The 17,500-nt window shown below is 71.3% G+C and carries 20 protein-coding genes and 4 pseudogenes; 8 read left to right on the top strand and 16 right to left on the bottom strand.

Features of this window, described 5'->3' with window-relative positions; translation table 11 throughout:
* The 4 genes and pseudogenes from JNW87_RS19970 to JNW87_RS41580 all read right to left on the bottom strand — a co-directional run.
* Positions 1-171: pseudogene (locus JNW87_RS19970) on the bottom strand (sulfurtransferase); the annotation flags it as partial.
* A gap of 126 nt (positions 172-297) precedes the next feature.
* On the bottom strand, positions 298-549 hold the full coding sequence (locus tag JNW87_RS19965; RefSeq protein WP_109805205.1) for a hypothetical protein: 252 nt from the start codon (positions 547-549) through the stop codon (positions 298-300).
* Positions 550-750: 201 nt separating this feature from the next.
* The gene (locus tag JNW87_RS19960; protein ID WP_309233996.1) at positions 751-1,665 is read right to left on the bottom strand and encodes a recombinase family protein; all 915 of its coding nucleotides are present in this window, start codon (positions 1,663-1,665) and stop codon (positions 751-753) included.
* 74 nt (positions 1,666-1,739) lie between these two features.
* Positions 1,740-2,204, bottom strand: a pseudogene (locus tag JNW87_RS41580) (recombinase family protein); the annotation flags it as partial.
* Between the two features lie 79 nt (positions 2,205-2,283).
* Between JNW87_RS41580 and JNW87_RS19955 the strand changes: the two are divergent.
* Positions 2,284-2,982, top strand: coding sequence for a metal-dependent transcriptional regulator (locus tag JNW87_RS19955; RefSeq protein ID WP_109805207.1), 699 nt, complete (start codon positions 2,284-2,286; stop codon positions 2,980-2,982).
* 12 nt (positions 2,983-2,994) lie between these two features.
* Here the strand turns inward: JNW87_RS19955 and JNW87_RS19950 are convergent, their stop codons facing one another.
* The 4 genes from JNW87_RS19950 to JNW87_RS19935 all read right to left on the bottom strand — a co-directional run bounded on the left by JNW87_RS19950 (position 2,995) and on the right by JNW87_RS19935 (position 5,631).
* Positions 2,995-3,543, bottom strand: a complete 549-nt coding sequence (locus JNW87_RS19950; protein ID WP_238454193.1) for a hypothetical protein — start codon at positions 3,541-3,543, stop codon at positions 2,995-2,997.
* 80 nt (positions 3,544-3,623) lie between these two features.
* On the bottom strand, positions 3,624-3,866 hold the full coding sequence (locus JNW87_RS19945; RefSeq protein ID WP_238454192.1) for a DUF5522 domain-containing protein: 243 nt from the start codon (positions 3,864-3,866) through the stop codon (positions 3,624-3,626).
* A gap of 158 nt (positions 3,867-4,024) precedes the next feature.
* Positions 4,025-5,002, bottom strand: a complete 978-nt coding sequence (locus tag JNW87_RS19940) for an asparaginase (RefSeq protein ID WP_309233995.1) — start codon at positions 5,000-5,002, stop codon at positions 4,025-4,027.
* A complete protein-coding gene (locus JNW87_RS19935; RefSeq protein ID WP_238454191.1) occupies positions 4,999-5,631 on the bottom strand; it encodes a class I SAM-dependent methyltransferase in 633 nt (210 codons plus the stop codon). Before JNW87_RS19935 ends, JNW87_RS19940 begins: the two co-directional genes overlap by 4 nt.
* A 156-nt stretch (positions 5,632-5,787) precedes the next feature.
* Here JNW87_RS19935 and JNW87_RS19930 point away from each other — a divergent pair, with 156 nt between their 5' ends.
* Complete coding sequence (locus JNW87_RS19930) at positions 5,788-7,077, top strand: MFS transporter (RefSeq protein ID WP_238454190.1); 1,290 nt, start codon at positions 5,788-5,790, stop codon at positions 7,075-7,077.
* Here JNW87_RS19930 and JNW87_RS19925 read toward each other — a convergent pair.
* The gene (locus JNW87_RS19925; RefSeq protein ID WP_238454189.1) at positions 7,061-7,996 is read right to left on the bottom strand and encodes a DUF2332 domain-containing protein; all 936 of its coding nucleotides are present in this window, start codon (positions 7,994-7,996) and stop codon (positions 7,061-7,063) included. The two genes, JNW87_RS19930 and JNW87_RS19925, sit on opposite strands and share 17 nt — an antisense overlap.
* Before the next feature lie 146 nt (positions 7,997-8,142).
* Here JNW87_RS19925 and JNW87_RS19920 point away from each other — a divergent pair, with 146 nt between their 5' ends.
* Both JNW87_RS19920 and JNW87_RS19915 read left to right on the top strand, forming a co-directional pair.
* The gene (locus JNW87_RS19920; RefSeq protein WP_109805213.1) at positions 8,143-8,484 is read left to right on the top strand and encodes a YciI family protein; all 342 of its coding nucleotides are present in this window, start codon (positions 8,143-8,145) and stop codon (positions 8,482-8,484) included.
* 65 nt (positions 8,485-8,549) lie between these two features.
* Positions 8,550-9,757 (top strand): annotated as a pseudogene (locus JNW87_RS19915) (RNA polymerase sigma factor).
* Positions 9,758-9,759: 2 nt separating this feature from the next.
* On the opposite strand, the gene JNW87_RS19910 reads toward JNW87_RS19915, so the two are convergent.
* The 4 genes from JNW87_RS19910 to JNW87_RS19895 all read right to left on the bottom strand — a co-directional run bounded on the left by JNW87_RS19910 (position 9,760) and on the right by JNW87_RS19895 (position 11,442).
* Positions 9,760-10,509 (bottom strand): SDR family NAD(P)-dependent oxidoreductase, encoded by a 750-nt coding sequence (locus JNW87_RS19910; protein WP_238454188.1) that lies wholly within the window; start codon positions 10,507-10,509, stop codon positions 9,760-9,762.
* Between the two features lie 77 nt (positions 10,510-10,586).
* Entirely contained in the window at positions 10,587-10,733 is a 147-nt protein-coding gene (locus JNW87_RS19905; RefSeq protein ID WP_238454187.1) for a hypothetical protein, read from the bottom strand.
* Positions 10,734-11,017: 284 nt separating this feature from the next.
* Positions 11,018-11,230, bottom strand: a complete 213-nt coding sequence (locus tag JNW87_RS19900; protein WP_238454186.1) for a hypothetical protein — start codon at positions 11,228-11,230, stop codon at positions 11,018-11,020.
* Positions 11,230-11,442 carry a hypothetical protein gene (locus JNW87_RS19895; protein WP_238454185.1) on the bottom strand — a complete coding sequence of 71 codons (213 nt, stop codon included), beginning with the start codon at positions 11,440-11,442 and terminating at the stop codon, positions 11,230-11,232. The genes JNW87_RS19900 and JNW87_RS19895 overlap by 1 nt, the downstream gene beginning before the upstream one ends.
* Between JNW87_RS19895 and JNW87_RS19890 the strand changes: the two genes are divergently transcribed.
* Genes JNW87_RS19890 through JNW87_RS19880 form a run of 3 tightly spaced genes read left to right on the top strand, consistent with a single transcriptional unit; the run spans position 11,437 to position 12,387 of the window.
* Complete coding sequence (locus tag JNW87_RS19890) at positions 11,437-11,925, top strand: DUF5753 domain-containing protein (RefSeq protein WP_255544096.1); 489 nt, start codon at positions 11,437-11,439, stop codon at positions 11,923-11,925. The genes JNW87_RS19895 and JNW87_RS19890 overlap by 6 nt on opposite strands.
* Positions 11,926-11,932: 7 nt before the next feature.
* Positions 11,933-12,130 (top strand): DUF397 domain-containing protein, encoded by a 198-nt coding sequence (locus tag JNW87_RS19885; protein WP_375373523.1) that lies wholly within the window; start codon positions 11,933-11,935, stop codon positions 12,128-12,130.
* A 47-nt stretch (positions 12,131-12,177) separates the two neighbouring features.
* The gene (locus tag JNW87_RS19880; RefSeq protein ID WP_109805215.1) at positions 12,178-12,387 is read left to right on the top strand and encodes an AlpA family transcriptional regulator; all 210 of its coding nucleotides are present in this window, start codon (positions 12,178-12,180) and stop codon (positions 12,385-12,387) included.
* 92 nt (positions 12,388-12,479) lie between these two features.
* Here the strand turns inward: JNW87_RS19880 and JNW87_RS19875 are convergent, their stop codons facing one another.
* Together JNW87_RS19875 and nrdR are read right to left on the bottom strand one after the other, a co-directional pair.
* The gene (locus JNW87_RS19875) at positions 12,480-15,371 is read right to left on the bottom strand and encodes a vitamin B12-dependent ribonucleotide reductase (protein ID WP_238454195.1); all 2,892 of its coding nucleotides are present in this window, start codon (positions 15,369-15,371) and stop codon (positions 12,480-12,482) included.
* 65 nt (positions 15,372-15,436) lie between these two features.
* Complete coding sequence (nrdR, locus tag JNW87_RS19870; protein ID WP_238454182.1) at positions 15,437-15,937, bottom strand: transcriptional regulator NrdR; 501 nt, start codon at positions 15,935-15,937, stop codon at positions 15,437-15,439.
* A gap of 549 nt (positions 15,938-16,486) precedes the next feature.
* On the opposite strand from nrdR, the gene lexA reads away from it, so the two are divergent.
* Complete coding sequence (gene lexA / locus JNW87_RS19865) at positions 16,487-17,269, top strand: transcriptional repressor LexA (protein ID WP_109805218.1); 783 nt, start codon at positions 16,487-16,489, stop codon at positions 17,267-17,269.
* 45 nt (positions 17,270-17,314) lie between these two features.
* Here lexA and JNW87_RS19860 read toward each other — a convergent pair.
* Positions 17,315-17,500, bottom strand: a pseudogene (locus tag JNW87_RS19860) (hypothetical protein); the annotation flags it as partial.

Raw genomic sequence — 17,500 nt, 5'->3', positions numbered from 1 at the left:
TCGGTGTCCAGGTCGACGAAGCCGCGCCGGGCAGGTGGCCGGCCGCGAGTCGTCCCGGCCGGGCGGGCCGGCGAGGCGCCAGCGGACGTCGAGCAGGGTGGGCGGGTCGGCGCGGTCGAGCTCGGCGGCGAGCCCGTCGGCCTCGACCAGCAGCTCCTCGGTTCCGGACATGAGGTCCAAGTCAACACCATCCAGGCAGCGACCTCGCGGTTCGCGGGCGGTCGATCGTCGTACCTCCGGGTAGCATCGACCACCGGGAGGCCATCGCAGGGAGCCGGGCCTTCTCTTGCTGTTCGGTTAGTCAGTGACGAGGACCCTGACGGGCTCGGCCGGCAGGCGCAGGCTCCGGGCCAGCTCGGCGATGCCGGCCGCCCCGATCTCGCGTGCCTGCTCCTCCGTCTCAGCCGCCACCGAGGCGGTGATGCGTGTCTTGCTCTCCCCGTCCACCGTCATGCTGGCCAACTCCACGCGCTCGTCGATCGACCCATCCTCCGGGTACTCGACGGGCACGCCCTGATACTCGACTGCCACGCCCCACGTCTTGCCCATGACCAGATCCTACTTCCGCGGCTTCGGGCAGGACACGATCCGCGCCTCAGCCTTGTCGTCAGGGCTGAAGGCGAACGGCGTGCCGCTCGGCCCGGTGCCCGTCGCCATCGCCTTGGTCCGCCACTTGCCCGGCGAGCAGTACCAGATGATGTGGGACGCGCGAGGTGATAGCCATCCTCCGATCCATCCGGAGAGACCGGCTCAGCCGGCAGGGACGATAACCACCGAGTCAGGCGGCGGCCCGTCCCATCCGTTGCTGCCTCCCTTACCTACTGGCTTGACGATGATCCGCTTGACGTAGCGGCCCAGGATCTCCCTGCGCCTATGCAGAGTCTCCGGATCATCGTCAAGCCAGTCTTGTAGTTCCTCATCGTTGTCAACCGGGATCATCGCCGCTTCCCTGGCCAGCTCCCCCTGCATGGCGCGCAGCTCCTGGATCTTCTCCCGCATGGGGATGATCTCCTCCAGGGCCTCATCGTCGGTGAAGACGCCCTTGGCCACGGCGCTCCGCAGGCGCTTGATCCCCTCCTCAAGCTCCCGGATTTCAGCCTCAATGGCAGGGTTGGGATCGTCGGCCTGGTCCTCGGGGACGCTGGAGTGGCCTTCGATAGCGCCGGCCACCCACTCTCTGACCACATCCTCCAGCCAGGGGCGCTGGCGGGAGCACTGGCCGCATCCTCCCCGCTGGGAGATGCAGACGTAGCGGTTGTACCGGCTGTACTTGGTCTCCCCCGGCGGGTCGTACACCTGGGCGGACATCGGGGTGCCGCACACGCAGTACACGAACCCCGGCAGCAGGTACTTGCGGGGCCTCGGGGGTCCGCCCTTCTTCTTGGCTCCCCGGTTGCCGAGGGCTTCAAGGATGGCCTCATGTTCGGCCCGGGTGATGATGGCGGGCCAATTGCCTTCCCCGACGATCTTTCCGTCGTGGGCCACCAGCCCGGCGATGCGGGGGTTTCGCAGGGTCCGGGCCACGTTGCCGTCGTTGCGCCATTCCTTCCCCAGCGGGGTGAGGACCCCCATGCGCTGCCAGAGCTTCCGGACCTCGGACACCCGGCCGGTCTGGAACAGGCGCTCCATGCCCTCCCGGATGGCCTTGGCGGCAACCGGGTCGATCTCTTGGCAGTAGCCGAGCGGGGAGCCGTGGACGTAGCCGAACGTCCGCGCCCCACCGTGTAGGCGCCCTCCTCGCGGCGCTGCCTGGCGGCGCGGGCCACACGCTCCGCGGTGCGCTCCACCTCCGCCGCGTCAAAGTCAGCCTTGACCCGAGCCATCAGCCGACCGTCAGCCGTGCTCAGGTCGTCGTTACCGCTGACCACCGTGCGGAGGATGGTTCCGTGCCGCTGGTGAAGGGCGATCAGCCACTCAAGCTCAAGGGGCCGGCGGGTGAGTCGGCTGTTGGAGTAGGACACGATCACGTCGATGTGCCCGGCCTCCGCCTGGCGCATCATGGCCTCAAACTCCGGGCGGGGCTTCTTGGCCTTCACCGAGGCGGACAGGTCGTTGTCGATGTAGACCCTGACCACCTCGAAGCCGTGGCGCTCCGCCAACTCCCGGCAGTCTTCCTCCTGCCGTACGACGCCCTTCTCAAGCCCCTCGCGGTCTTCGCTGATCCGGCAGTAGATGGCGCATCTCAGGGGTACGGGCTCACCCACGGCTGCCTCCGGGGTGGTGGTGGTCGATCGGCGGTCGATCGTGAGACACTAGAGCCTCCGGTACGTTCCTCGCTGACAGGTGATTAAGATAAACGCTCACTCACTCGTCGATACGACCGAGATGTACCTGCGCACCATCCTCGAGCTGGAGGAGGAGGGGGTGCCGCCGCTGCGTGCCCGGATCGCCGAGCGGCTGCGGCAGAGCGGTCCCACCGTCAGCCAGACCGTCGCCCGGATGGAGCGGGACGGCCTGCTCACCGTCGAGGGCGACCGGCACCTGTCGCTCACCGCGCTGGGCCGCAGCAGTGCCGTCTCGGTGATGCGCAAGCACCGCCTGGCCGAGTTGCTGCTGGTCAACGTGATCGGGATGCCCTACGAGGAGGCCCACGAGGAGGCCTGCCGGTGGGAGCACGTGATGAGCGACGCGGTCGAGAAGCGGGTCTACGACCTGCTCAACCGGCCGACCCGCTCGCCGTACGGCAACCCCATCCCGGGCCTGGAGGAGCTGGGCACCCCCGAGCAGCCGGAGACCGAGGTCGCCGAGGCCGAGCGCAACCTGGCGTTCCCGGGCCTCTCCGGCCCGGTCGTGGTCCGGCGGATCTGCGAGAGCGTGCAGACGGACGCGGACGTGCTCCGGCAGCTGCACGCGGCGGGCGTCGACCCGGGCGCCACGGTGACCGTGGCCCAGGAACGGGACGGCGTGTCGATCGACCGCTCCGGTGACCGGGTCCGGCTGCCCCGCGAGGTGGCCTCCCGGGTGTTCGTCGCCGCCCGCTGACCTCCGGCGGGCTCACATCCGGCGGGTGTCCACCGTCTTCGCCAGGGTGACCAGCTTGCCGGCCACCGCCTCCGCGGCCGCCTTGTCGGCGCCGCGCGGGCAGGTCCAGCTCAGGGTGGCCAGCCGCCCGTCGGTGGCGAGCCAACCCACCTCGGCCGCCGGCCCGGCCGTCGCCGTCTTGGGCAGCGTGCGGCGGTACGCGACCTGACCGAGCTTGGTGACCTTCTTCGCCCCGTCGGGCAGGACGTCGAGGCTGAAGGTCGACTTGTCGATCGACGTCTCGGTGACCGTGAGGGTCAGCTCCGGCAGGACGGCCTGCTCGGCCCGGACGACGCAGGTGTGGGTGTCCCCGCGGTCGCTGGCCGCCGCCACGTCGAACCGGCCGCCGGTCTGCTTCGCGATGGTCGCGAAGTCGAGCAGTCGGCAGGCGCCGCCGGACGAGGCCGCCGCCACCTCGACGGTCACCGGCTCGGCTGCGGGCACCGCCACCGGCTCGGCCTCCTTGGCGCAGCCGGCGGTCAGCACCACGGCCACGCCGGCAAGCCAGATCCGCCCGTGCACGCCCACCCCTCCTCGCCGGCGGCTCCCCGCCGGATGTCCGTCGGACACCGTACGGGCTGCCCCCGGGCGGGCGGAAGCCCTCAATCGTCCACATACGGACAGTGCCGACACCCTCGCCCACAGCAGGTGCCGCGCCGGGCCAGGAAGCCGGCGCTGAGCACGAAGAGCCCGGTCGCCGGGTCGAGGTAGCCGGCCTCCCCCGCGGCCAGGGCGGCGGCGTGGGCGGCCAGGATGCGCACCCGGTCGGGATGCTCGGGCGGCAGCCGGGACGGGTGCGGCCCGGTCAGCGGCCGGTCCGCCAACGGTCGTCGCTCTCCGGTCACCCGGCGAGTCTACGGAGCCCCGGCCGGCCGGCTCAGGCGCAGCCGGGCTGGCCGGGTGATGGACCGTTGAGGGTGGCTCCGGGGTGGTGGCCGGACAGCCGCACGCTGCGACGGCCGAGATGCCGCCAGGACGCTGTGAAGCTGATGTCGTAGATGAATCAGCCGTGGCGGGCGAAGGCGGCGGCGATCCCCTCGCGGTCCGCGCCGCCCGCCAGCAGCAGCCGGAGCAGCACCTTCGCCTTGTACGGGTCGAGCAGCCCGCCGTTGACCAGCCCGCGCCGCTGGAGGTCGGTCTCCGAGCCGACGGCGCCGTAGGTGTGCCGCAGCACCGCCCCCGCACCGGTCCGCGAGGTGAGCACCACCGGCATCCGCTCGGCGAGGGCACCGAGCACCGGCGCGAAGGCGGGCGGCACGTGACCGACCCCGAAGCCGGCCACGACCAGGCCCTGCCGCCCGTGGGCGAGCCCGTCGAGCAGCGCCACCTCGTCGTCGAGGGTGACGGTGTGCAGCGCCACCCGGGTGGCGGCCAGCCGGTCCGGGTCCACGGGCGGCAGCGGGGCGTGCCGCGCCGGCCGGGTCAGCAGCCGTACCTCACCCTCGATCACGTGGCCGAGCGGGCCGGCGTTGGGCGAGGCGAAGGTGGCGGTGCTGGTGCTGTGCGTCTTGCGGACGTACCGGGCGGCGTGGATCTCGTCGTTGAACGCGACCAGGACGCCGAGGTCGCGGGCGGCCGGCGCGGCGGCGACCCGGACGGCGGCGAGCAGGTTCGCCGGGCCGTCCGGCCCGGCCAGGGTCGGGTTGCGCATCGCGCCGGTGAAGACCAGCGGCGCCGGGTGCGGCCAGACCAGGTCGGCCAGGAAGGCCGTCTCCTCCAGGGTGTCGGTGCCCTGGCTCACCACCACGCCGGTCGCCCCGTCCGCCACCGCCGCGCCCGCCGCGGCCACCAGGTCGAGGATCCGGCGGTACGTCAGGTCGGCGCTCGGCACGGCCTGGACGTCCCGCACCTGGAGCGGAAGGTCGGCCAGCCCGGGCACGGCGGCGGCGAGCTCGGCGCCGGTCAGCCGGGCGACCACGCCCGTCGGCCCGGCCCCGGCCATCGCGATGGTGCCGCCGAGGGTGAACAGGACGACGCTCACTGGTCGATCCCGTCCGCCCGGACCGCCAGCATCAACGACTGCGGCCCCTTGTCCCGGCCCTCGCGCTCCCGGTCCAGCCGGGCGTGCAACGCGAACCCAGCGTCGGCGAGCTGTTCGGCGACCCGGTCGGGCGACAGCCAGTGCACGTCGTACGAGACGGTGTGGCCGTACGCCTCCTCGAGCCGGACCAGGCGGTCGCCGGCCTTGAAGGCGAGCAGCAGCCGACCACCGGGGGCGAGCACTCGGTGGAACCCGGCGAACACGCCGGGCAGCAGCGCCGGCGGCACGTGGATGATCGAGTACCAGGCGACGAGACCGGCCAGGGCGCCGTCCGGCAGCGGCAGGTCGGTCATCGAGCCGACCGCGAAGCACAGCCCCGGGTGGTTCCGCCGGGCCACCTCGACCATGCCGGGTGACAGGTCGATCCCGGAGACGTCCAGTCCGAGGTCGCGCAGGTGGGCGGTGATCCGTCCGGTGCCGCAGCCCACCTCGACCACCGGACCCGCTCCGCCGACCTGCTCGGCGAACGCGGCCAGCATCGCCCGGTCCAGCGTCCCCTCCTCCACATCGGGTATGAGCCGGGCGTAGTCGACGGCGACGGTGTCGTACGCGGCGCGGGTCTCGGACATCCAGTGTGGTTCCGTCATGATCTTCAGACCCTAGTCGGGCCGGGCCTGCGGACCGCGCCCGGTCCGCAATTGCGGTGCCGTCCGTCCGGGCCCGGGGGTAGGGTGCCCGGGCCGCGGCGACCAGCCCGCGGTGTTCGTCGACAGACAGGCCCAGCAGTGACGGCGCACCTCACCCGAACCGCTCCGGCGATGGCCCGCCCCTCGCTCTGGCGCAGCCGGAACTTCCTGCTGCTGTGGAGCGGCCAGACGGTCAGCGAGATCGGCACCCGGGTCTCCGGCGTGGCGGTGCCGCTGCTCGCGGCGGACACCCTCGGCGCCGGCGTCTTCCAGATCTCCCTGCTGACCTTTCTGGCCTGGCTGCCGTACCTGATCTTCTCGCTGCCCGCCGGGATCCTCGCCGACCGGGTCGACCAGCGGCGGCTGATGATCGCGTGCGACCTGGGCCGGGCCGCGCTCCTGCTGTCACTGCCGGTGGTCGCCCTGGTCGGCCACCTCACCCTGGTCTTCTTGTACGTCGTGGTCGCCCTCTCCGGTGTGCTGACCGTCGCCTTCACCGTGGCGTACCGGAGCATGCTGCCCGGCCTCGTGCCGGCGGAGCACCTGGCCGAGGGCAACGCCCGGCTGGAGGTGACGGAGAACCTCGCGCAACTGGCCGGGCCGACGGCCGGCGGTGCGCTGGTCGGGCTGGTCGGCGCCACCCGCACCTTCCTCGCCGACAGCCTGAGCTTCCTGGTCAGCGCGGTGACCCTGCTGCTGATCCGGCGCCGGGCCGCCGACCCGGAGGCCCCCGGTCCCGGGCGGGTTCCGGTCCGCGCGGCGCTGACCGAGGGGCTGGGTTTCATCCGCCGCCAGCGGATCCTGGCCAAGGTGCTCGCCTGCACCGCGACGTCCAACTTCTTCGTCATGGCGGCCCGCTCCATCGACGTGGCCTACCTGCTGCGCACCGTCCACGCCTCGGCGGTGACGGTCGGGCTCGTGTTCTCCATCGGCTCGATCGGCGGGCTGCTCACCGGCATGCTGGCCGCTCGCCTGACCGCGCTGCTCGGCACCGCCCGGACGATCTGGGTGGCCATGGCCGCGCCCGGCCCGCTCTATCTGCTGATGCCGCTGGCCAGGCCCGGCTGGGGAGTTGTCCTCTACGGCGTGGGCATGGCGGCGTTCTCGACCAACGCGGTGCTCTACAACGTCGCGGCAATGACGTACCGGCAGCGGATCACCCCGGCCCACCTGCTGGGCCGGGTCAACGCCGCGTTCCTCTGGTTCTCGTACGGGGCGGTCCCGCTCGGCGCCCTCGCCGGTGGAACGCTCGCCAGTCAGCTCGGGCTGCGGCCGGCACTGTGGGTCTGCGTGCTCGGCATGTGGGGCGCCGCCCTGTTCGTCGTCTGCTCCCCGCTGCGCCGGATGCGCGACTTCCCGGCGGTCGCTGACGTCACGCGAACCAGCTGATCGCCTGGCCGTGCCCGCGGGTCCAGGCGAGCGGCCTCCCGTCCAGCGCGAGCACGTTGTTCAGTGCCCCGCCCGGCGGCTCCGGCAGCGTGTCGTGGCGCAGCACGTCCGGGTCCTCGTTCGCGATCCAGTGCCCGGGGAGGCCGCGTACCACCTCGACGAAGGCCGCCCGCCGCGATGCCGGAACCTGGTAGAGCACGGAGGAGTGGAACACCACCAGGGTCGCGCCCGCCGGTGCCTGCGCGGCCAGCGCCGGCAGGTCGTCCACCAGGTCGCCGCGTACCAGCAGGGGCGGCTCGGCCGCGGCGACGGCCGCAACGGCCCGCAGCCGGGCCCGGCGGTGGGTGTGCTCCGGCCAGATGAGGGCGTCGAGCCAGGCGAGATCCGCCGGGCCGGTCACGTCGAGCGGGTTCAGGTCGAGGCCGGCCCGCCACACCACCTCGGGCAGGCCGGCCGGCGGTGCCATGCCGGTCGCCGCGCACTCGAGGACCGGTTCCCCGGAGCCAACCTGGTGGTCGCCGTAGCGGTAGGCGTACCGGTCGGGATAGAGGCAGAGCCCGGCGGAGGCACCGACCTCCAGCAGCGCGAGCGGTCGCGGCAGCGCGGCGAGCACCGGTAGCAGGACGGCACACCGCCCGGCCTCGTTCGTCTGCGTGGCCCGGCTGCGCATCTCCGCGGCGATCGCCGGCCAGTTCGCCACCGCCCAGTCGTGGAACGCCGCCGGGTCCTCGACCGGGCCGCCGAGCAGCCGTACGACGCCGAACAGCAGATTCGGCTGCCGCTTGGCCGGCGGCAGCGTGCCGAGCAGGGCGAGCACCTCGTCGTCGCGGGAAACCGCCAGTGCCAGCCGCTCGTACGCGGGTGACACGCCGTGCGCCTCGCGGGTGGCGAACCCGGAGTAGACCTCGGCGATCGACATGTCCCCATGGTCGCACCGCACCCCGGCGGCGCGAGGTCCCGCCGATCAAGGTGGGCGGGGCAGAATTTCCCGGACCGCTGTCGAATCCGGCCGGACCCGCTCGTCGGGATGGCAAGAAGATGGAACGACACCCTGAGGAGAACCTGATGGCCCAGTACGCAGTCCTGATCTACTCGCCCGCGCCGGCCGACCCGATGGAGATCACGCCCGACTACCTGGCGCTGCTGGAGCGGTACCCGGCCCAGGTCGAGGAGCTGGGCGGGAAGATCGTGACTGGGTTCGCCCTCCAGCCCAGCACCACCGCCACGGCGATCCGCGGCGACCTCGTCACCGACGGCCCGTTCATCGAGGCCAAGGAGGTGGTCGCCGGGTTCTTCATCCTGGAGGCGCCGGACCTGGACGTCGCCCTGAAGATCGCCAAGCTGAACCCGGCCACCATCGACGGGGGCGTCGAGGTACGCCCGCTGTTCGTCCCGCCGTCCGAGTGAGCAACGCCGGCACGGCCGCGGCCGAACGCGCCGTGGCGGACGCGCACCGTCGCGAGTGGGCCTTCGTGCTCGCCGCGACGGCGCGCGTCGCCGGCGACCTCGACGTCGCAGAGGAGTGCGTGCAGGACGCGTACCTCGCCGCCCTGGACGCCTGGGCGCGGGACGGCGTACCCCACAAGCCCGGCGCCTGGCTGACCGCCACCGCGAAGCGCAAGGCGCTGGACGTCCTGCGCCGGGAAAAGGTGTTCCGGTCGAAGATGCCCCTGCTCGTGGAACCGGCGGAGGAGGAGGCCGTGGCGGACCCCGACGAGGACGCGGTGCCCGACGACCGGCTGCGGCTGGTCTTCACCTGCTGCCATCCGGCACTGGCCCGGGAGGCCCAGGTGGCGCTGACCCTGCGCCTGGTGTGCGGGGTGAGCACGGGCGACATCGCCCGCGCGTTCCTCGTCCCCGAGACGACGATGGCCGCGCGGGTCACCCGGGCCAAGAAGAAGATCGCGGCGGCCCGGATCCCATACCGGGTGCCGGAGGCCGCCGAGCTGCCCGAACGGCTGGATGCGGTGCTGACCGTCGTCCACCTGCTCTACACAACCGGGCACACGGCTCCGTCCGGCGCCGACCTGGTCCGCGCCGACCTGGTGGACCGGGCGCTGCACCTGACCCGCATGCTGCTGGCCCTGATGCCCGACGAGCCGGAGGTGCGCGGGCTGCTCGCCCTGCTGCTGCTCACCGACGCCCGCCGGCCACCCGGACCGACGCGGAGGGGCGGCTGCTGGTGCTGGCGGAGCAGGACCGGTCCGCCTGGGATCGGGCCGCCATCTCCGAGGGCAACCGCCTGGTCGTCGGCGCGTTCCGGACCGGCCGGGTCGGCCGGTACGCGCTCCAGGCCGCCATCGCCTCGCTGCACGCCGTCGCCCCCAGCTACGCGGCCACCGACTGGCCCCAGGTGGTACGCCTCTACGACGAGCTGCTGAAACGCTGGCCCTCGCCGGTCGTCGCGCTCAACCGTGCCGTGGCGGTGTCGATGGTCGACGGACCCTCGACGGCGCTGTCCGAGGTCGACGCCCTGACGGAGGACGCCCGGTTGGCCGAGTACCACTACCTGCCGGCGATCCGGGCGGACCTGCTGCGCCGGCTGGGCCGGCAGCGGGAGGCGGCGACCGCGTACCGGGCGGCGCTGGACCTGGTGGACAATGACGCCGAGCGAATTTTCCTCGCCGCCCGCCTCGCCGAGGCGGTCGCCTCCGGATCGGGTCACTCGTCGGAGGGTTAGCCTCAGATCCCTCCGTCGACGTGCAGGGTTTCCCCAGTGATGTAGGAGGACTGGTCACTGAGCAGGAAGGCCACCGGGTTGGCCACCTCCTCCGGCCGCCCGTAGCGCCTCAACGCGATCATCCGCGAGTGGCGTTCGACGTACGCCCGCCGCTCTTCTGACGAGTCCCGCGCCGCCTCCTCGGTTTCGATCGTGCCCGGGGCGACCACGTTGACGCGGATGCCCTGCGGGCTCAGTTCCTTGGCCAGCGAGCGCATCAGCCCGACGAGGCCGGCCTTCGCCGCGGTGTAGTGTGCCCGCAGCGGGATCCCGACCGTGGCCGCCCGGGAACCGATGGCCACCACCGAGGAGCCCGCGCTCATCAGCGGCAGTGCCTTGTTGACGACGAGGTAAGCCGCGGTGAGGGTGGTGTCCACCACCCGATGCCACTCCCGGGGCGTCAGCTCGCCGAACGGCACCTGGCTGATCACCCCCGCGTTGTGCACCAGGCCGTGGAGCGTCCGGTGGGTGCTCCGGGCCTCGTCGACGAGCCGCTCGACATCCTCGGCGTCGGTCACGTCGGCCCGGATCAGCCGGTGGGTGCCTGGCGTTTCCTTGAGTTGCTGGGCGAGTGCTTCGATGTGCTCGCCCTCGGTCCGGTAGCAGGCGATCACGTTCGCTCCGCCGTTGGCCAGTCCGAGCGTGATGCCCCGACCGATTCCCCGGGTCCCCCCGGTGACGATGACGTTCTTGCCATGAAGTTCACAGGTCATGACTTTCTCCTCGCGGTCGGGCCGACCGACCTCTTCCCTCGACCGTGGACGGGTCCACGATCTCGGCCACCGGTGCCTCACCTTCGGGCAGGCCGACGGCCGGTCACCGCCCGGTCTGCTGCGGCCCGCTCGATGATCTGCTTGATCCAGCTCATCTCGGCCTCGGTCTGCGCGTTGAGGTTTCGCTCCTTGACCACGTTGTCCACCGAAGCGTCGGGCTTCATCTCGAACTGTCGACTCCAGCGCAGCTCGGTACCCGTTCATCCCGATACTTCCAGAACAGGTGCATGATTTCCAGAAGCGGGCGGTCTCGATCCGCTTGGTGTGCATCGTCCGAAACGCCTGGTCAGCTGGGCAGGGCACCTATTCCGAGGGTGCGGTGGTCCCCGAGGCTCTGCCGTCGCCTCGGCAACCGCCGTCCGACCGGACCCGCCCGAAGCAGCGGTCCGCACGACACGGGCCAGGAGGGCGAGACCCGCGCCGATGCTCAGGATGTGCTGGAGGACCGTCACCCCTGCCCCTCGCTCTGCTGGCGAGATCTGCGCCGCCGCGAAATCTCCTCCACGTGCTGGAGCTGATGCTGCCGGACCATCGCGTCCCAGGCTTCCTGGTCGTAGTCGGGGTCCGGCGGGATCCACTTGTGGGAGCCGTCGCTGAAGTGGAACCGCTCGTCGCCGCGCCGAATGACCGTGTGAGCACGGTTGCGAAGGGCCGCCACCATCACCGGATCCACCCGAGAAACCGCCGGTGCAGCAGACCGGCCGGCACCCAGGTCAGGTCCTCGGCGGCCCACACCAGGTAGGAGCCCATGTAGAGGCCCAGCGACACCGGCGCGCCGTCGAACTCGGCCCGCAACTCGCTGCGTCGGGTAGCGCAGAGCCAGGGCGAGCCGCAGCCGCCGCAGGTCCAGATCGGAAGAATCGGGCCATGCATCGTCACGGCAGGCTGTCCAGGAAGCGGCGCGCCCATCCCCGACCGACCTCGGAGGATGTGGACCGGCAGGTCGCCGTGCGCCTGGAGCGAGAGGCGATACTGAGGCAGGAAGACGGGCCGGACGTCAGCTTCATCCTCAGCGAGTCAGCTTTGCGCCGAAGCATCGGAGACGCAGCGACGATGCGCAGCCAACTACTTCACCTCGCGGAAGTCGGCAAGCAGTCGAACGTCGCTCTCCAGGTCTTCCCGTTCGACGCGCAGACCTACGAGACGGCGTCCTTCAACTTCATCATTCTGCGGTTCGGTGACGACGCGGCGTCGGACGTCATCTACGTCGAGACCTTCACCGACGCCGATTACCTTGACCGACCCGACGCGGTGCGGGCCTACACTCGGCTGTGGGACCGACTCCGGGCAGCCGCTCTCGGGCCGGTAGAGTCGCGCAAGCTCATCCTGCGGATGGCGGACGACAGGAAGCGGTGACAGGCCTATGGGGGTGGTCATGGAGACCTCGGATCGCCCGATCTGGCGCAAGTCCAGCCGCAGTGACAACAACGGCGGCGCATGCGTTGAGGTGGCCGCCCTTCGCAGGAGCATCCTGGTCCGCGACAGCAAGGACCCCTCGGGTCCAACTCTTCAGTTCGACGGTCGATCCTGGTCCGCCTTCGTTGCTGGCTTGAGGCGTTAGCCAACGATGCGCTACTCCTGAAGATGCCGTCGTCCCACCTTCCTGCCGTGAAGCGCCCGCGCTTGTACGGGCCCGGTGAGTTGGCCGCCCTGTTCGGCGTGTCGCGGCAGCGGGTTCTACAGATCACCCGCCGGCCCGGCTTCCCCGAGCCCATCGCCCGCCTGATCGGGACGACCATCTGGGACGCGGACGAAGTGGACGAGTGGGCCCGGCATAACCGCCCGCCCCGCCCCACCGACGGCGACGAGGACCGCTGACCGGACGTCTCGTACAGGCAGCCGGTACCACGGCATCACAGCAGCGAGCCCCGGGCGCAGGAACGCCCGGGGCTCGCTGCTGTCGGCGTACGTCAGCTGCAGCCGCTGGTGGAGCCGCAGCCCTCGCAGACGTAGCAGCTACCGGCCGGCCGCATCTTCGTACCGCAGGTGAAGCAGAGCGGCGCGTCGGCGGCCTTGCCGAGCACGGCCTCCAGCAGCTCGGTGCTGGAACCCACCGACGGTGCCGGCTTGGCGGCGGCGACCTCCGCCACCTCCTGCGCCGGCTGGGCGACCGCGCCGGTCTTCGGCTCCTCCGGCTTGGTTTCGACCGGGGCGGAGGCGGCCATCGCGGTGAGGTCCGCACCGCTCGCCTCCGCCTCCGCCTCGGCCCGCAGCTGGGCGGCCCGCTCCTTGGCGGTGAAGATGCCCAGCTCCGCGCGGCGCTCGTACGGCAGGAAGTCCAGGGCCAGGCGACGGAAGATGTAGTCCATCACCGAGGCCGCCATCCGCACGTCCGGGTCGTCGGTCATGCCGGCCGGCTCGAAGCGCATGTTGGTGAACTTGCTGACGTACGTCTCCAGCGGGACGCCGTACTGGAGACCGATGGAGATGGCCACCGAGAAGGCGTCCATCACGCCGGCCAGGGTCGAGCCCTGCTTCGACATCTTGAGGAAGACCTCGCCGAGGCCGTCGTCCGGGTACGACGACGCGGTGAGGTAGCCCTCGGCACCGCCGACGGAGAAGGAGACCGTCTCCGACGGGCGCTTCTTCGGCAGCCGCTTGCGCACCGGCCGGTACTCGACGACCTTCTCCACCACCGGCGCGGCCGGGGCGGCCTCGACGGCCGCCGGCTCGGTGGCCTTGTTGGACTTGGCCACCGAGAGCGGCTGGCCGACCTTGCAGTTGTCCCGGTAGATCGCCAGCGCCTTGAGGCCGAGCTTCCAGCCCTCGAAGTAGATCTTCTCGACGTCCTCGACGGTGGCCGCCTCCGGCATGTTGACCGTCTTGGAGATGGCGCCGGAGACGAACGGCTGGATCGCCGCCATCATCCGCACGTGACCCATCGGCGCGATGGAGCGCTCGCCCATGGCGCAGTCGAAGACCGGGTAGTGCTCCGGCTTGAGCCCGGGGGCGTCCACCACGTGGCCGTGGTCGGCGATGTGCTCGACGATCGCCTCGACCTGCTCCTCGGGGTAGCCGAGGCTGCGCAGGGCGCGCGGAACGGTCTGGTTGACGATCTGCATCGAGCCGCCGCCAACCAGCTTCTTGAACTTGACCAGCGCCAGGTCCGGCTCCACGCCGGTGGTGTCGCAGTCCATCATGAAGCCGATGGTGCCGGTCGGCGCGAGGACGCTGGCCTGCGAGTTACGCCAGCCGTTCTTGTCACCGATCTTGTTGCCCTGGGTCCACTGCTTTGTCGCCTCACGGACGATGGCGGTGGCCACGGTGCCGGCCGGCTTGATCTCGTCGTTGGCGGCCGCGTGCTTGCGCATGACCCGCTTGTGCGGCTCCGCGTTGCGGGCGTAGCCGTCGTACGGACCGACGACGCCGGCCAGCTCGGCCGAGCGACGGTACGCGGTGCCGGTCATCAGCGAGGTGATCGCCGCGGCGACCGAGCGGCCCTGCTCCGAGTCGTACGGCAGGCCCGACGCCATCAGCAGGGCACCGAGGTTGGCGTAGCCGATGCCGAGCTGCCGGTAGGCGCGGCTGGTCTCGCCGATCTTCTCGGTCGGGAAGTCGGCGAAGCAGATCGAGATGTCCATCGCGGTGATGACGAACTCGACCGACTTGACGAACTTCTCCACCTCGAAGCCACCGTCGGCGCGGAGGAACTTCATCAGGTTCAGCGAGGCCAGATTGCACGAGGAGTTGTCCAGATGCAGGTACTCCGAGCACGGGTTCGACGCGGTGATCCGCCCGGTCTCCGGGCAGGTGTGCCAGTCGTTGATGGTGTCGTCGTACTGCAGGCCGGGGTCGGCGCACTCCCAGGCGGCCTGGGAGATGCTGCGGAACAGCTTCTTGGCGTCGATCGTCTCGATGGTCTGCCCGTCGAGCCGGCCGCGCAGGTCGAAGCCGCCGCCGTTCTCCACCGCGGTCATGAACTCGTCGGAGACCCGGACCGAGTTGTTGGCGTTCTGGTACTGCACGCTGACGATGTCCGCGCCGCCCAGGTCCATGTCGAAGCCGGCGTCGCGCAGCGCGCGGATCTTGTCCTCCTCGCGCGCCTTGGTGACCACGAACTCCTGGATGTCCGGGTGGTCCACGTCGAGGATGACCATCTTCGCCGCGCGCCGGGTGGCGCCGCCGGACTTGATGGTGCCGGCGGAGGCGTCCGCGCCGCGCATGAAGCTGACCGGGCCGGAGGCGTTGCCGCCGGAGGAGAGCAGCTCACGCGACGAGCGGATCCGGGACAGGTTGACGCCGGAGCCGGAGCCGCCCTTGAAGATCAGCCCCTCCTCCTTGTACCAGTCCAGGATCGAGTCCATCGAGTCGTCGACGCTGAGGATGAAGCAGGCGCTGACCTGCTGCGGCGACGGCGTGCCCACGTTGAACCAGACCGGCGAGTTGAAGCTGAACACCTGGTGCAGCAGCATCCAGGTCAGCTCGTGCGCGAAGATCTCCGCGTCGGCCGGGGTGGCGAAGTAGCCGTGCTCCTCGCCCGCCTTGCGGTAGCTGGTGACCACCCGGTCGATCAGCTGCTTGAGCGACCACTCCCGCTCCGGGGTCCCCACCGCGCCCCGGAAGTACTTGGTGGTCACGATGTTGGCCGCGTTGACGCTCCAGGACTCGGGGAACTCCACCCCGCGCTGCTCGAAGTTGATCGAGCCGTCCCGCCAGTTCGTCATCACGACGTCGCGGCGCTCCCACGCCACCTCGTCGTACGGGTGGACCCCCTCGGTCGTCCACACCCGCTCGAGCTTCAGGCCCGCCGTCGCGCCGGCCCGGGTCCGCGACTTGCTTGCTGTCACGCCGTCCCCCGCCATCTCATCCGCCCCCTCGTCTGCGCGGTCACCCACCGCGCATCGTTGCTGTCAGAAATCCGAAAAACTCAAGTGGTACGGCCGGCGGCCTCGGCCGGCTCGGCCCCGGCGCCCTCCCGGGCGATCGCGGCGGCCCGCAGCGTCTCGATCTCGCGCTCGAAGTCGGCGAGCGAGTCGAAGGACCGGTAAACGCTGGCGAAGCGCAGGTACGCCACCTCGTCGAGGTCGCGCAGCGGCCCCAGGATGGCCAGCCCCACCTCGTTGCTCGGGATCTCGGCGGCCCCCTTGGCCCGGACGGTCTCCTCGACCTTCTGCGCCAGCAGCGCGATCGAGTCGTCGTCGACCGGCCGGCCCTGGCACGCCTTGCGCACCCCGCCGATGATCTTCGTACGGCTGAACGGCTCGGTCACCCCGCTGCGCTTGACCACCGCGAGCACCGCCTCCTCGACGGTGGTGAACCGCTTGCCGCACTCCGGGCAGGAGCGCCGCCGCCGGATGAGCTGGCCGTCGTCGGCCTCCCGCGAGTCGACGACCCGGGAGTCGGCGTGCCGGCAGTACGGACACCGCATTCGCCCGACCTCCTTCGTCGATCGTGGGCCACACCGACGCACGTCCGGGCACACGTCGGCACGACGACGCCCACCGTTCGATGGCCGCCGCCGGGTCGACGGTACGGGAGTGCGGTCGGTAGTCGAACCCAACCTGTAGGCAACTTACGCCCATGTGACTACTACATCTAGGGGTCGACCGTATGTCGTCGCCCAGGCGAAATCAAGTTGGCCGGCGTGTCCGGCGCGTCACCAGGATCACTCACCCGTCCCACCTCCCCCGCGGGTCGCCGAAAGCCCAACGGGCGACTCCCGCCCCGGTCACGCTCAGCCGTTTCGTCGAACACCCGTTCGAAGCCGACGTATCATTTATCAGAACAGGCGTTCGGAATTCTCGGATTCAGCCCCGACACGCCGACAAGAGGTCGTACAGATGTTTGAAAATGGCCGATCTCACCTATACGGTCAACAACGACCGGGCGCGGCGTGTCGCCTCCGACCGGTCGGCAGCACCATCCGCGCGCACCACGAGCCGCCAAGGCACCCAGCGCCGACCAGGGAGGGACGGACGTGACCGAGGACCGGGCCAACCGGCAGAAGAACCCGCAGCCGATCGACGGGGCGGGTCCGCCGGCGACCCGACGGCCCCGCGCCGCGCGCAGCCGGACGGGCCAGCCCGCCGTGCGCCCGGTCACCCCGGTGGTCAGCAGCTTCCCCGACCCCGCCACCGTCGACCTCACCGCCCGGCAGCGCCGGATCCTGGAGTTCATCCGCACCTGGGTGGAGCGCCACGGCTACCCGCCGAGCGTGCGCGAGATCGGCGAGGCCGTCGGCCTGGTCTCCCCGTCCAGCGTCGCCTACCAGCTCAAGGAGCTGGAGAAGAAGGGCTTCCTGCGCCGCGACCCGAACCGGCCCCGGGCGGTCGACGTCCGCGCCCCCAGCGACGCCGACGACGAGCTCAGCCGGGCCCAGCGGCCCACCCCGGCGTACGTGCCGATGCTGGGCCGGATCGCCGCCGGTGGCCCGATCCTCGCCGAACAGGCGGTGGAGGACATCTTCCCGCTCCCCCGCGAGCTGGTTGGTGAGGGCGAGGTCTTCATGCTCCAGGTCAAGGGCGACTCGATGCTCGACGCGGCGATCTGCGACGGCGACTGGGTGGTGGTGCGCCAGCAGCCGACCGCCGAGGCCGGCGACATCGTCGCGGCCATGCTCGACGGCGAGGCGACCGTGAAGACCTACCGGCGCCGCGACGGGCACGTCTGGCTGATGCCGCAGAACCCGGCCTTCGACCCGATCCCCGGCGACGACGCCACCATCATGGGCCGCGTCGTCGCGGTGCTGCGTCGGATCTGACACCCGCCCGGGTGACCGCCGCCCGGCGGTCACCCGGCGCTGTGCTCAGTAGCGGTCGCCGCGGTACTCGCGGCCGCCGGGCACCTGCCCGTACTGGCCCCGTCCGTCGTCGTACCCGTTGCGGCGGCCCCCGCGCGGATCCCGGTAGTCCGAGTCACGCCGGGGCGGCTCCGCGCGGCCGCCGCCGTACACGCCGCCGCCCTGCGGTGCGCCGCCGTAGACCCCGCCGCC

Source organism: Micromonospora sp. ATA51, from assembly GCF_016802855.1.
Classification (GTDB): Bacteria; Actinomycetota; Actinomycetes; order Mycobacteriales; family Micromonosporaceae; genus Micromonospora; species Micromonospora sicca.
Note: the sequence above shows the minus strand (reverse complement) of the source record. Positions and strands in the feature narration are given on the sequence as shown.

Excerpts from the sequence above, each read along its gene's own strand:
- JNW87_RS19900 (WP_238454186.1), bottom strand. The coding sequence starts at position 11,230 with ATGGTGGCGGCCCTTCGCAACCGTGCTCACACGGTCATTCGGCGCGGC.
- nrdR (WP_238454182.1), bottom strand. The coding sequence starts at position 15,937 with ATGCGGTGTCCGTACTGCCGGCACGCCGACTCCCGGGTCGTCGACTCG.
- JNW87_RS19905 (WP_238454187.1), bottom strand. The coding sequence starts at position 10,733 with ATGAAGCCCGACGCTTCGGTGGACAACGTGGTCAAGGAGCGAAACCTC.
- JNW87_RS19965 (WP_109805205.1), bottom strand. The coding sequence starts at position 549 with ATGGGCAAGACGTGGGGCGTGGCAGTCGAGTATCAGGGCGTGCCCGTC.
- JNW87_RS19895 (WP_238454185.1), bottom strand. The coding sequence starts at position 11,442 with ATGCATGGCCCGATTCTTCCGATCTGGACCTGCGGCGGCTGCGGCTCG.
- JNW87_RS19885 (WP_375373523.1), top strand. The coding sequence starts at position 11,933 with ATGGGGGTGGTCATGGAGACCTCGGATCGCCCGATCTGGCGCAAGTCC.
- JNW87_RS19875 (WP_238454195.1), bottom strand. The coding sequence starts at position 15,371 with ATGGCGGGGGACGGCGTGACAGCAAGCAAGTCGCGGACCCGGGCCGGC.
- JNW87_RS19890 (WP_255544096.1), top strand. The coding sequence starts at position 11,437 with ATGCATCGTCACGGCAGGCTGTCCAGGAAGCGGCGCGCCCATCCCCGA.
- JNW87_RS19920 (WP_109805213.1), top strand. The coding sequence starts at position 8,143 with ATGGCCCAGTACGCAGTCCTGATCTACTCGCCCGCGCCGGCCGACCCG.
- JNW87_RS19925 (WP_238454189.1), bottom strand. The coding sequence starts at position 7,996 with ATGTCGATCGCCGAGGTCTACTCCGGGTTCGCCACCCGCGAGGCGCAC.
- JNW87_RS19910 (WP_238454188.1), bottom strand. The coding sequence starts at position 10,509 with ATGACCTGTGAACTTCATGGCAAGAACGTCATCGTCACCGGGGGGACC.
- JNW87_RS19935 (WP_238454191.1), bottom strand. The coding sequence starts at position 5,631 with ATGTCCGAGACCCGCGCCGCGTACGACACCGTCGCCGTCGACTACGCC.